Genomic DNA, 12,511 nt, shown 5'->3' with positions numbered 1-12,511 from the left:
TCACCCTGGCTTGACCAGGAGAAGGGCAATCCCTTATGCGAATACCTGTTGTCGATACACGTGGGATCGCGCTCATGCCTTGCACACCGGCGAAAGCACGCCACTTGCTCAAAAGCGGTAACGCACGACCCAAGCGCAATAAGCTCGGTCTGTTTTACGTCCAACTGAGTTACGAACAGGAACCAGACAACCAATCCCTCGTCGCAGGCATCGATCCTGGGTCGAAGTTTGAAGGGGTGAGCGTGGTAGGCACCAAAGACACCGTGATCAACCTGATGGTGGAAGCACCCGATCATGTCAAAGGTGCGGTTGAGGCCAGGCGCACTATGCGCAGGGCCAGACGGCAGCGCAAGTGGCGCAGGCCCAAGCGCTTTCACAACCGTCTCAACCGCACGCAGCGCATTCCCCCCTCAACGAGAAGTCGATGGGAAGCCAAAGCCAGGATTGTTGCGCACTTGCGGACCATCCTTCCATTCACGGATGTGGCGGTAGAAGATGTGCAGGCGGTCACACGCAAGGGCAAAGGGGGCACGTGGAACGGCTCATTTAGTCCTGTCCAAGTGGGGAAGGAGCATCTCTACCAACTCTTGCGAGAGATGGGACTCACCCTACATCTGCGTGAGGGCTGGCAGACGAAGGAGCTTCGAGAGCAGCATGGCCTCAAAAAGACGAAGAGCAAATCGAAGCAGTCCTTTGAGTCGCATGCAGTGGATAGTTGGGTGCTGGCAGCCTCGATCAGTGGGGCAGAGCACCCCACCTGCACCCGTCTGTGGTACATGGTACCAGCCATCTTGCATCGTCGCCAACTCCATCGTTTGCAAGCGTCAAAGGGAGGGGTGCGCAAGCCCTATGGGGGAACCCGCTCATTGGGCGTGAAACGGGGAACCCTTGTCGAGCACAAGAAATACGGACGCTGTACCGTCGGCGGAGTTGACCGCAAGCGAAACACCATCAGCTTGCACGAATACAGAACGAACACACGACTCACGCAAGCAGCGAAAGTGGAGACCTGTCGAGTCTTGACCTGGCTGTCTTGGCGCTCCTGGTTGATCAGAGGAAAGCACACGTCGTCAAAGGGCAAGGGAAGCCCCCTTCCTAGCCCCAACGAAGGAACGCCTGTTTCCTCCCCTGGCTGAAGCACAGGGGTCTCCACAGGCGGAGATCCGATGAGTACACGTAGCCCCTGCTAACCCGCAGGTAACTTTCAGTTTTGCAACCCGGATTCTTTCACGGGTGAAGATTGGCCGCGAGCGGCAATGGCCGGTCGCGGTCTTTGTGCGCGCGCTCCTCCTGCTCTGAATGAGGTTTTGCTCTTTATTCAGAGTTTTTGTTGGAGGAGAAGTTTGCGCGATGTACTTCAAGAATGTCTTTCGTCAGCCTGCTACCCGGGGAATACCGGCGGCCTATATGCAGGCGACCCTGCTCAGCTATGGCTTATTCGACGAGATTGTTTCAGGCTTTCCAGTCGTTGGCCTGCCCCTCTTGCGTGATCGCCTGGGACTCAGTTATGAACAGATTGGCCTGTTGTTTGCCGTTGGCAGTTGTTCAGCTATGGTTCTGGAGCCGATTATCAATGTGCTCAGCGACCGCCACTCCAAGCGCTGGTGGATTTTAGGCGGGCTGCTGTGCCTGATCCTGTGCTTTGTCGTGGCGGCTTTTGTTTCCAGCTATAGTGTTCTGCTGGTGGTGTTTGCGCTCTATTATCCCGCCGTAGGAACCGCTGTGGGGTTGGCGGAGGCCACGCTAATCGATAGTGACCCGGCCAGGAGTGTAGCGATAATGACACGCTGGACCCTGCTTGCCAGCGTTGGAGATATCCTGGCGCCGCTCCTGGTAACGGCCCTGGTGAGCTTGCAGCAGGGCTGGCCCGAGATCTGCTGGCTCGCGGCCGGTTTATGGGCGCTTCTATTCCTGCTTACGGTCGCGCAGCCATTTCCCAGGTGCGAAGCTGTGGGAATAAAAGCTGAAGGGTCATTCGTTAGCAGTGATGATACAGCTCGCGCCGAGCCTGGCGTCATCCCAGAAGAAGGCCGTGTAAGTACCTGGAGTGCTTTGAGCCAGGCTATGCGCAATCCTGCTCTACTGCGCTGGGGGCTGCTCGCGTTAATTCCAGATATGGTGGATGAGGTCTTGCTTGGCTTTGCAGCGCTCTACCTGCGCGATACGCTCCATGCCAGCGAGGCAACCATTGGTTGGCTGCTTACAAGTACATTCTTGAGCAGCCTGTGTGGTCTGGCGCTGCTGGATCGTCAGCCGTGGCTACGCCGGGTCGCCAGCCAGGTGCCGCATCGCGTGCTGGCTGGGATGGCTGTAGTTGTCCTGGCAGGCATGCTCTTGCTGTTGACGACGCATACCACCTGGTTGGCGGGCCTGGCCCTGGGTATAGTCGGGCTAGGGGCTGCAGGCTGGTATCCCATTGCTCAGGCTCAGACTTATGCGCAGTTGCCGGGACGTTCCAGCCTGGTCCGAGCTATTACTGGCCTTGGAGAGCCTTTTAAGGCCGCCCTGCCCGCTATTGTAGGTCTGCTGGCGGCACGCTTTGGCCTGCTTGCTGGCCTGGCCCTCCTGGGGAGCGCGCCGGTGCTCCTGCTGCTGGCATTAATCGGCTATGCACCTGTAAAGGAGCCGCAGAAGTAATGGTTACGATAAAGGAGTAGAAAGATGAGTTTCTCTATTGAAACCTTGAAAGAGCACACAAAAGAGCGTTTGACGAATGAGGTGATTGCCTGGTTTACAACGGTGCGACCCGATGGACGCCCGCATAGCGTGCCTGTCTGGTTCCTCTGGGAGGGCGAATCAGTCCTCATCTTTAGCAAGAATAACCAGAAGATCCGCAACCTTGCCCAGAATCCTAATATCGTGTTAGCCCTGGACAATACCGATGACGGCGGTGATGTGATTATCCTTGAAGGCCGGGCGCGTGTGCTCTCAAGCGAGGAAGAGCGGTCCGACACTACCCTGCCCGCCTATAAGGCGAAATATGGTGCTGAAATGCAGGAAATAGGTTTCACCCCCGAGTCGATGGGGAAGGAGTATAACCAGGCCATTCGCGTGACCATCGACCGCTTCACCAGCCAGTAGGCAACCTCTTTTGCACCTGCGTTGTTTCTCGCCGGGTAAGGGTGTGTTGAAGGATGGCGGCCCAAGGTCGCCATCCTTCAACACACCCTTTTATCGGCGGTAGCGTGTTAGCAGACGTGGGGGATGAATCAGGAAGCGGTCGGAGACCCAGGGGGCGCGGGGCGCGTCGGTGAGTTCCGCCAGGGCCAGAAGGGGCGTATCGTAGTTGACGCGCCAGCCAGAGAAGTCGCGCCAGGCCTGCTCGCGGTCTGGCTTCATAGGCACGCCTTCCGCGGCGAGTTCGTCGTAGGCGAGGTCAAACTCTACCCGCGAAATACTGATGGGATCTGTTGGGTCCGGATTTGGATCAAAGGGCATTTTGAAGAAGCTTGAGACATAGCGCAGGCAGAGATAGCCAGCGCGGATACAGAGATCCGCCTGAGGATCATGGGGAATATCTAAAGCCGCATTGATCAGTGAGGCGGTATCCAGGATGGCGCCCGCAGCAGTAACCCATGAGCGCTGTGGTTGAGGCGAGCGGAAGAAGGTGAGTGAACCCAGCGAGGTGTGACTCTCTTCGATTTCGGCAAACCATTTCTCCCAGCTACGCCAGATCTCTGTGAGTTTTTCCAGGCCACCAATGCGGTAGTAGCGTTTGATCATCTCGACCGCTGAAGGTGGCGAGCCAGCACGTGTCTCCAGTAATGTCACGGCCTCTTCACGACGCGAGAACGATGTATAGATGGTTGGTAGATAGGAAATTAATAATGCAACGAGTAGCAAGCCTATAGCGGCCTCCGAAAAGGTCAGGAGTGTCGCGGGAAAGGTATCGACAAAGGCTATCCCTAGGGTGAAGAGCGAGGAGCCACTGATCTTGAATGCCTGGTAGAGGGAACCGTCGGTGAGCCCCCAGAACATGGCGGTATATCCCAACTGGATGCAGAGAAGCCAGGCGGTCAAAAGGGCTAACAGGCTAATGGGCGCGTACAGCTCCATAATTTGATCGCGTTGCTCATAGGTGGTGGTACGCCGTTTGCGCAATTCAAAAAACATGCGTACGACGAGAAAGACGTTGCGGCTGAACACATCGGAGACGCTACGTGGTAGCACAAAGGTGCGTATCGCGGAAAGCGCCGCGGCAATGACGCTCGTTGCTCCTAGTAGAAAGACCAGGATGCGCAATAGAAGCCAGAGTATATCATACATACAGGGACTACTCCGTATTTTACACTGATTATTATGCCCTGGTTGGCATTGTCTCTATTTTACCAGGGAAGCGGTCTGAGTGCAGGCTGTTTGCCACGAATGTGCTGTGGCAGATTGATTACAACGATGCCCGGGCGGAACAGGAGTTTGGCCTTCAGGCGTAACACGGTCTGGTTATGCAGAAAATACTCCCACCAGTGTGCGACGACGAACTCGGGCAGAATCACGGAGAGTGTTTCATCGGGATGGCGCTTGCGCATCATATCGATATAGGCCAGCAGGGGGCGGAAGAGTGAGCGATAGGGAGATTCGATCAGCAGCAGGTGCGTCTCCTCGTCCTCACCAATATACTGCTGCCACTTCATCCAGTCCTGGCGTATCTTGAGTGCGCTCTCCTCATTGACGACGATATGAACGGCTGTCACGTGGCGTGTAATGGAGCGCGCATAGGAGAGACTTTGAATGGTGACGCGGTCAAGCCGGTCAATGGGAATGATGACGCGGTGCTTGATTTGCTGTGGTTGAGCAGGGACGTCGGTGGTGCGCTCGCTTTCAAACACGCGGTAGTGGTGCTCGATGCCCAGGAACATCAGCACCAGCTATTGAAGTTGCACCATACCATACTTTCCTATCTGAGCTCCGTTCCATCCTAGCTTCATGACCTGACCTGTCTAGACTATGGGGAGCGGTCCAAGTGGGGCCGTTCCCTTTCTTTGTCTGCTTGCCTTGCCCTCTCTTCCCCTCCCCACCTCTCCCTAACTAAGTAAGTATATACTTAGGTCCAACCAGGACACCGATTAACGGGATTGGTTATTTAGGCTATCCTTGTTAAACGGTAGGGGTGGGGTAAAGAGGGGGGATAGTTGGGGAGGGTTAGGGGGTAAATTTAGAAAAGTCCCTATAGAGAGCTAGTAAGGAAAGTTTCCGAAAAAAGGGCCTTAACTATCCCCACCCTCCCCCCTTTTCTGTTTGGGGATTTTTGCAGCTATTACCCGTTCTGCTTAGTGACATGAAATTGGTCGAATAAGTGATAATTATCCCGCTGGGTTATGTTATAATGAATATAGACAGTTTGATTCCCCAGCCCTTGGTCTTCATTCTGTTGCGCTCATATACAATCCCTCTCAGGGTTCTCGGTCACCTTTTCTTTTCCTTTGAAGTCGCGGGCCATGCTTGCCGGTTCGGTCCGTGGCTTTATTTCTTCCCCTTTTCCATCGTTTATTTGTCGTACCCTTATATTGTTCAGCTTAGTTAGTAGGAGGTTTCGTGATGGCTGTCAACCAGCTTGACCGAATTGGTGAATTCATGACCTTGCGGGAAGCCGCTCGGGTTAAGGGTTCGACGCCCAACGCGCTCTATAGGTGGCTTTGCAGTAAAAACATTCCCCACTCGAAAGTAGGGCGGGCTATCGTAGTACGTTTCTCGGATATCATTGCTTACACCCCGAGGGGACACAAGGGGTAAGCCCGCACGGCAAGCAGCGGGAGAGGATAAATACACTGTTAGGAACAGAAAAGATGAATACGAAAGTACAAAAAAGCATCCTGACCCAAGTGACAGGTTGCTCTGAATTGATGGATTTTAGTGCGGATGACGGTGGCAACGCCGACACTTTTGAGGTTCTGTATGGCAGTGACTTCCTGCATGTGCCTGAGCTTGGTTGGTTACACTACAACGGTAAGTTCTGGGAACAAGACAGGGCAGCGCTTGTCAGGGCCGTTGAGGACACCCTGGTACAGCGGCGACTAGAGGCTGTTCGCTGCGACAAAGAAAAAATTGTGGGCGTAACCAAGCGGGATGTGTTCAGGATAGACGGGGCTACAAAGCTTCTTGAGTCCCGGCTGAATGCGGATATAGAGGACTTTGACAATAACCCCGACCTGCTAAACGTTGCCAATGGTGTTGTTGAGCTAAGCACGGGAGACCTGGCCCCCCATGACCCCTCACAACGATTCACTTATGCTCTTGCAACCGACTACGACCCTATGGCAGATAGTTCGGAGTGGGAGGCGTTCCTCAGTCAAGCGGTAACACCAGACGGACAAGAAGAGGACAAGGAGCTTTTAAACTTCATTCAGCAGGCCGTGGGGTATTCCGTAACGGGCCACACCAGAGAAGAGCGGCTGTTCTACGTCTATGGTCCAACGCGATCAGGCAAGGGCACGTTCACGGAGTCTCTAATGACGTTGGTACCGAGGCCACTAAGCATGGAGGTTGATTTTAATACCTTCACTGCACGTCGAGACGGTAACGATCAAAATTTCGACCTGGCAGATATGAAGCCCAGCCGACTGATTTTTGCTAGCGAGTCAAACAAGTACCAGTCCCTTAACCCTGGCAAGATCAAACAGCTAACGGGCGGAAACTGGGTACAGGCGGCATTCAAGCACAAACAGCGCTTCTCGTATCGCCCACAGTACGCCGTCTGGTTGTCCAGCAATCATAAGGTCATGGGAGATCCTGAAGACGACGCTTTATGGTACCGGGTCCTTGTAGTTGAGTTTCCGAACAGCCACAAGGGTAAAGAGGACACCTCACTCAAGGCACGTCTCAAGCAACCCGAAGCTCAACGCGGCATACTCAAGTGGGTGGTCGATGGGGCTTTCAACTGGTATGCAACCGAGCGGCTACAGGTGCCGGAGGGTGTTAAGCTGGCTACACAGGCCCATAGAGACGACCTAGACAACATAGCCCTCTGGATAAATGATGAGGTTATCGAGGAAGATGGGGCCTTTGCTTCAAGTGCTGAGCTTTACCAGTCCTACAAGCCATGGTGTGAAGACAACGGCGTTGAGCCAAAGAAGAGTCGGGAGCTAGGCTTGGCACTCAAAAAGCGGGGGTACGAGGACAGCAAGGACTATATCCTCCTTGAGAACGGCAAACGCAAGCAGGTGCGGGGCTGGCGCGGTGTGCGCGTTGAGACTTCCCGCAACTTTAACCACATGCCAGCCACGAAGTAAGACGCAAGACGCATGAGACAGAAACTTCTGACTTTTTCTCTTTGTAGCTCTTATAGGGAGATTCTCAGTTTTTTCTGTCTTATCTGTCTTATGTCTTATGTCTTAGTGGAGAATACCGATTAACAGGAGTCGATAGAGTAGCCTGTAATCTAGCACAATCAGGTTAATCGGTTCTATTAGGGGCGCGGTGGGGTGGTAACTTCCCCGGAATTTAGCTACACCACCTACACCACCTACACCAACCTCACGTTAATCGGTCTAGTCAGTCCATATAAAGAAAGGCAGGCAGCCATGCTTGTATTGCAGCTTCTAACCCTTATCGGCCTGATCGGGGTTGGGGTGGTCCGGGTGCGGAGGGCTACCAGATGAATGCGCACAAATTAGAGAGGCTCGTCAATCAGATCAGGGAGCGTGAGGGGCGGCTTGAGGGGGAGTCAGTTGATGGGTTTATGAAGAGGACGTGGCGGCTTGCCCTGGCAGAGTATGAGACCAACCGGGAGGAGTTACCCCTCGTCAAGGCACTTCAGGAGAGGTCGGAGCGGATTCTGGAGAGAGATAGACAGATAACCTTTAGCTTGAGCGAAAGCGAGAGCAAACCAACTAACCAGTAAGAAAGTAGAACAAACGAAGTGAAAGAAGCAAATGCGGCATTGCGACGGCTTGAAGAGCTGTTCCGCGACCATTCAGAGGTTGATACCGCTAGCCTGGTAGTCCAGTGGGCAGACGAGTTTAGGACCGAATACGAGAACCGGATCAAACGGTCCCAGGAAGCCGCCCGAGCGCAAGCAAGCATGCAGTATTACGGGCTAACTGAGACTCAGTGGCGTAAGGAAGCAAGCGGTACCATCTCCCGTTACAACGTAGCAACGCACCGGATCAAGCCAGAGGACTTCCCGGCCTTCTGCAAGAGCCGCAACCTGAACGAGAAGAAGCTCCTGGCAGTTGCAGTAGGGGACGAGGGGATGTATGAGGGGTACACACGCGCCCCTATGAACGGGTTCATGCTAGGCCATGAGTACCACCCCAAGAACGAGGACGCCCTCCCGCCCCTTCCCAAGCGCCCCCGTGTACGCCTCTTCCCTGAGCCGAAACCAGAGGGCAAACAGTACGGGACCAGTCAGCCCTTCGGGGAAGGAGCCCGATCATGAAACAGCTACCAACCTGCGACCTTTGTAACGACCCCCTGAACCCAGCAAGAGGCAGCCATACATTCCAGACCGATATTGCTGAGCTTACAATCCACAAAGAGTGCGCACTGCAACTCATGGTCGGAGTCTGGGACGAGATGGAGAGTCGTCATGCGAGAGGTGAGCTATACGCCGAACCGCTTGCACCCCCGCAAGAAGCCCCGGCACCCGTTCAGAAGGGCGTTCAGGAAGCAACAGGCACGAGCTACCTAGATGAGTTGCTAGCCAGTGCCGCTTATAAGGCCGACCCGCTCACGAGTAAAAGATCAAAACTAGCTACTAAGCTTTCCCCTGGAGGGTCCCACTCCGAAGGGTCCTTCCCCGCAACCCTCCTGGCCTGGTCCATGAATGACGAGGGAGAGTGGGAGCAGACACCGATACCAACGTTCGTTCAGAAGTCCCGTCTCCCACAGACTCAAGAACTTATATGGAAGCACACCCAAACAGCAGAAAGTGAAACCGAAGAATAATGGCAACCTCAACAGTACAGAAGCGCTTCATACGCGTCCCCGCCAACCAAGCCCCCAAAGTCCAGGCAGTTGTAGCCGACATCCAGCAGGCCATCGCGCCCTACAAGCCCGTCCGGCACCTGTCCGATGACAGCTCTACCCTGATCTACGAATTTCAACTCTCATCGGCGCAGGACACCACTCTCCAGGCTTCAATGGCCGGATGGGCCGCTCGGCTGGGTGTGGCCCTCTTGGACACCGAAGTAATCACGGTCACAGCAGGCCACTAGGAGTAGACCACTTGTCCAATAAATTCTTCAATCTCGGTATAGACCAGTACACCCGGATGTCCCGTCCTATGCAGCCAAATCCGCCCTCGCCTCCTGGATGCCACCATTGTCCACACAGACTCACATCCGGCTACTCAGACTCCACCTGTCTCCAATGTGGTAGACCTCACTGTGCCGACTGTCGCGAGCTGTTCGGCGAGATCTGTCCGATCAAGGAAGATTGGAATACGAACGGAGGTCTCCCCATCGGCCCTAAAGCCGACTGGGATAGGACCCGAGCAGGCTAGCAGGCTATGCACCCACCGGGGGGGTTCCTGGTGGGTGTGCCTATCTTAGAACCAAGCGACCGATTAACCGGGTGGGGCCTGGGACTGCATGGGAGGGGAGTCAAGTCTAGTCTAATCAGTCGGGGTAGTCGGAGAGGGGCGCTCACCCGTCATGCCCGTCATGCCCGGAAAGGTTTGAGAGGGGGGCCGTACTTTTTGAGAGAGGGGTCGTACTTAGAGAGAGGTACCTCGTTTGCCGACCGAGCGATCTTAGCGCGGCCCGATGGGTCCCTTCCGCCCCGGACGCCGCCCGCCGCCGCCCGACACCGACCGAGCAGTGATACCAACCGACCAGGAGCCGGACGCGATAAGCTCTACCATTGGGTGCCTGCCCTGCCTATGCCCTACCCAGTTAATCGGTCTCGTGCTCTCCCCTACATACAGACATGAGTATTTCGAGTCCTATCAAGTCAGGTCAGGTCTATCTCTATCGTATGTTCGTATGTATGCACCCCTTGACAAGGTGAGGACCGGGTGTGTATGCTCTCCAATGACCGATTAGCACACTATTCAGACATTCAGAAAGGGGTGCCCAAATGACCAGTCAAGCCGCTCGTAGCCTGCTCTTAGTGAACCCGAATGATGCCAACCTCATTAATACATGGTTACACGACAAGGCCCAAACGACCCAGCGTGCCTATAGACGGTTCGCATATGAGTACCTGACCGCGCTTGGCAAGCCGTTTCAGATGATCGCGCCACTTGAGCTTAAGCAGTACGCGATGTCTCTTGAGGGTGATGCGGGTACTGTTGCATACCGGGTCAATGCTCTCAAGTCCCTGTACAGCTACGCTACCAAGCTGGGCTACATTCAGGTCAACTTGGGTGAGCTATTAGAGGCCCCGAAGGTACGCCAGAAGCTAGCTGAGAGGATACTGGAAGAGGATGAGATGCTTCGCCTGGTTGCTGGCGAGACTAACCCCCGTAACCATGCCACTCTCCGACTGATGTACCATGCCGGACTGCGTGTATCCGAGATCGTGAGCCTCAAGTGGGAGAACATCCACAAGACAAAGAGCGGGGGCGCTACGCTCGACGTGTGGGGCAAGGGTGAGGAGCAGCGATACGTGCCTATTAGCCCATCCATGCTAGAGGAACTAGAGGCGCTTCCGGGGCGGCTCCCTTTGCTAACGCGCAGCACAGTGGGCAATGATCGTTACGTATTCCAGGGGCGCAAAAGCAAGGGCGGCTCGATACCCCTGGATACCCGGCACGTACACCGAATCGTGCAAGAGGCAGCTAAGCGAGTAGGCATAGAGGACAACGTCTCGCCTCACTGGTTCCGGCATGCCAACGCCTCTCACTCCCTCGATAACGGGGCACCTATCAGCGTGGTACAGCAGTCCCTTGGTCATAAGTCCCTGGCTACCACAATGAAGTACCTACACGTCAAGGCAGACACCGGGACCTCTCAGTACCTAAAAGCCTGAGATATGCCCCCTAAATAGCCGAATATCGAAACACAACCGTATCGAAATGCCATCGGAATACCGCCCGGTGGCTATCTTTTTGTCTTTGAATGGGCCTGTTAAGCGGTCTCGGCCTGTCCCGTCCCTGGTCCCCCACATGGTACAGTGCCAGAATGAGAGCCGGGGAATGTATCCGTTGCGGATATATCACCAGGGCACTCACTTGTGCTCATGCGCTCATTATCACTGCTCACCTGCTCATTCCTGGCTCACCGGCTCCTGCTCAGTGCTCATTTTTTGGCGCATGTGCTCATTCCTACTGCTCACCTGCTCATTTTGGTGCTCACTAAAATGGGCGATACTTAGCTTGTCTAACTATCGCTCACTTTTTTGGTCACACGTTTTGGCGCATGATCATTTTTTTGGCGCTCACTGATCATTGGTCCACCTTTAGCGTTGCGAAAGCAAGGTTTGAGCCGCTCACCTGATCCACCGATCCATGCTCATTGAGCCACTGATCCATCCATTGAGCCATCCAGGTTACTCACCCACTCACCCACTCGTCACGACTGTTGTGAGTATGCCGGGGTTGTTCCTCCCCTATCACCAGGACAGTCTCGGCTACTCTACTCCCCACACCGACCCCCGATAGGATAGACCAGAGACCACCGATTAACATGGCCCTATCCACTACCCCTAGCCTCTCCCTACCACCCACCTGGTTAGACGGTCTAGTCCCTTTGCTTACGCGCCAGCACAGCTCCCTGCTTGCCAGGCCCCTCCACACCACCCAGTTAATCGGTCCTCCTCCCCCTCCCGTTCCACAGGCCATGATAAGCAGGCATACAGCTACCATCGTTCCAGGACGTGATTCTGAGGGCCTGAAATTGGGGCGGTCAATTAGTCGTCTAGTTTGGTCTGTCCTACCTGTTGCTTATCTTAGAGTGAAAGAACGGCACTCTAGGGTGATTAGCGGAATAGTTTGGTGCCAACGGCTAATCCTCACTATCGTCACCAAGCGGGCGGCGTTGCTTTTTCCTTGCCTCTACCCATGCATTTAGATCAGCTTTGGTCACACGATACCCACGCTTGCCTATTGTGAAAGCAACCAAGCCCTCTTTTTCTATCCAATTCCTGACTGTACGCTCGCTCACCTTCATTTGCCTTGCGACATCTTGGACGGTGAGAATATCGTCTTCCATCGGCTTTACTCCTGTGTTTATGCCCATTGTACCACTATTCGTCAATAACCCGTTGCGCTTGTACAGTTCCGATCATAAGTGAATAAACGGCACTGGATTGCAAATAGCGGAAATATCTGGTACTCTTGTCTTGAACGTTGTTTTTGTAGCGAGCAGAGAGGAGGTCAGGCAAGCAGTGATAAAGATAACGACGAAGGACGCGCAGGCCGGGTATGATGAGGGCCGGATACAACCGAGCAGTGATCGACCCCTCAATGACCTGGAACTAGCTAAGCTCATCAATGACATGTACACACGAGAGGATGTAGACGACTACCAGGAACTACGGAATATTGGCTTCATTCTTGGCGTTCTAGGAGTGATAGTGTTGTTCGACGTTAGAGGATAAGCAAACAGGCAGTAAAAGCGCCCACAGGGAGGGA

At 54.5% G+C, this 12,511-nt stretch carries 14 protein-coding genes; 11 read left to right on the top strand and 3 right to left on the bottom strand.

Features of this window, described 5'->3' with window-relative positions; all coding sequences use genetic code 11:
- The first annotated feature begins 35 nt into the window (after positions 1-35).
- The 3 genes from KRAC_RS46070 (at position 36) to KRAC_RS46060 (ending at position 3,081) form a co-directional block, all read left to right on the top strand.
- Complete coding sequence (locus KRAC_RS46070; RefSeq protein WP_007919138.1) at positions 36-1,136, top strand: RRXRR domain-containing protein; 1,101 nt, start codon at positions 36-38, stop codon at positions 1,134-1,136.
- 214 nt (positions 1,137-1,350) lie between these two features.
- On the top strand, positions 1,351-2,637 hold the full coding sequence (locus tag KRAC_RS46065; RefSeq protein WP_007919136.1) for an MFS transporter: 1,287 nt from the start codon (positions 1,351-1,353) through the stop codon (positions 2,635-2,637).
- A gap of 24 nt (positions 2,638-2,661) precedes the next feature.
- On the top strand, positions 2,662-3,081 hold the full coding sequence (locus tag KRAC_RS46060) for a pyridoxamine 5'-phosphate oxidase family protein (protein WP_007919135.1): 420 nt from the start codon (positions 2,662-2,664) through the stop codon (positions 3,079-3,081).
- Positions 3,082-3,171: 90 nt separating this feature from the next.
- On the opposite strand, the gene KRAC_RS46055 is transcribed toward KRAC_RS46060, so the two are convergent.
- Both KRAC_RS46055 and KRAC_RS46050 read right to left on the bottom strand, forming a co-directional pair.
- The gene (locus tag KRAC_RS46055) at positions 3,172-4,266 is read right to left on the bottom strand and encodes a hypothetical protein (protein ID WP_007919134.1); all 1,095 of its coding nucleotides are present in this window, start codon (positions 4,264-4,266) and stop codon (positions 3,172-3,174) included.
- Between the two features lie 59 nt (positions 4,267-4,325).
- Entirely contained in the window at positions 4,326-4,856 is a 531-nt protein-coding gene (locus KRAC_RS46050; protein ID WP_040447214.1) for a hypothetical protein, read from the bottom strand.
- Between the two features lie 679 nt (positions 4,857-5,535).
- On the opposite strand from KRAC_RS46050, the gene KRAC_RS80305 reads away from it, so the two are divergent.
- The 7 genes from KRAC_RS80305 (at position 5,536) to KRAC_RS46015 (ending at position 10,908) form a co-directional block, all read left to right on the top strand.
- Positions 5,536-5,730, top strand: a complete 195-nt coding sequence (locus KRAC_RS80305; RefSeq protein ID WP_007919133.1) for a helix-turn-helix domain-containing protein — start codon at positions 5,536-5,538, stop codon at positions 5,728-5,730.
- 53 nt (positions 5,731-5,783) lie between these two features.
- Entirely contained in the window at positions 5,784-7,226 is a 1,443-nt protein-coding gene (locus KRAC_RS46040; protein WP_007919132.1) for a DNA primase family protein, read from the top strand.
- A gap of 365 nt (positions 7,227-7,591) precedes the next feature.
- Positions 7,592-7,837, top strand: coding sequence for a hypothetical protein (locus tag KRAC_RS46035; RefSeq protein ID WP_007919131.1), 246 nt, complete (start codon positions 7,592-7,594; stop codon positions 7,835-7,837).
- 18 nt (positions 7,838-7,855) lie between these two features.
- Complete coding sequence (locus tag KRAC_RS46030; RefSeq protein WP_007919130.1) at positions 7,856-8,374, top strand: hypothetical protein; 519 nt, start codon at positions 7,856-7,858, stop codon at positions 8,372-8,374.
- A complete protein-coding gene (locus tag KRAC_RS46025) occupies positions 8,371-8,883 on the top strand; it encodes a hypothetical protein (RefSeq protein WP_007919129.1) in 513 nt (170 codons plus the stop codon). The genes KRAC_RS46030 and KRAC_RS46025 overlap by 4 nt, the downstream gene beginning before the upstream one ends.
- Positions 8,883-9,152 carry a hypothetical protein gene (locus KRAC_RS46020; protein ID WP_007919128.1) on the top strand — a complete coding sequence of 90 codons (270 nt, stop codon included), beginning with the start codon at positions 8,883-8,885 and terminating at the stop codon, positions 9,150-9,152. The genes KRAC_RS46025 and KRAC_RS46020 overlap by 1 nt, the downstream gene beginning before the upstream one ends.
- A gap of 862 nt (positions 9,153-10,014) precedes the next feature.
- Positions 10,015-10,908: a tyrosine-type recombinase/integrase gene (locus tag KRAC_RS46015; protein ID WP_007919126.1), complete on the top strand. Its 894-nt coding sequence runs from the start codon at positions 10,015-10,017 to the stop codon at positions 10,906-10,908.
- Between the two features lie 974 nt (positions 10,909-11,882).
- Here the strand turns inward: KRAC_RS46015 and KRAC_RS46005 are convergent.
- A complete protein-coding gene (locus tag KRAC_RS46005; RefSeq protein WP_007919125.1) occupies positions 11,883-12,089 on the bottom strand; it encodes a helix-turn-helix domain-containing protein in 207 nt (68 codons plus the stop codon).
- Between the two features lie 175 nt (positions 12,090-12,264).
- Here KRAC_RS46005 and KRAC_RS46000 point away from each other — a divergent pair, with 175 nt between their 5' ends.
- On the top strand, positions 12,265-12,477 hold the full coding sequence (locus KRAC_RS46000) for a hypothetical protein (protein ID WP_007919124.1): 213 nt from the start codon (positions 12,265-12,267) through the stop codon (positions 12,475-12,477).
- Positions 12,478-12,511: the final 34 nt, after the last annotated feature.

The organism is Ktedonobacter racemifer DSM 44963 (assembly GCF_000178855.1).
Lineage (GTDB): Bacteria > Chloroflexota > Ktedonobacteria > Ktedonobacterales > Ktedonobacteraceae > Ktedonobacter > Ktedonobacter racemifer.
The sequence above is the reverse complement of the archived record's forward strand: the minus strand, read 5'-3'. Positions and strand labels throughout refer to the sequence as shown.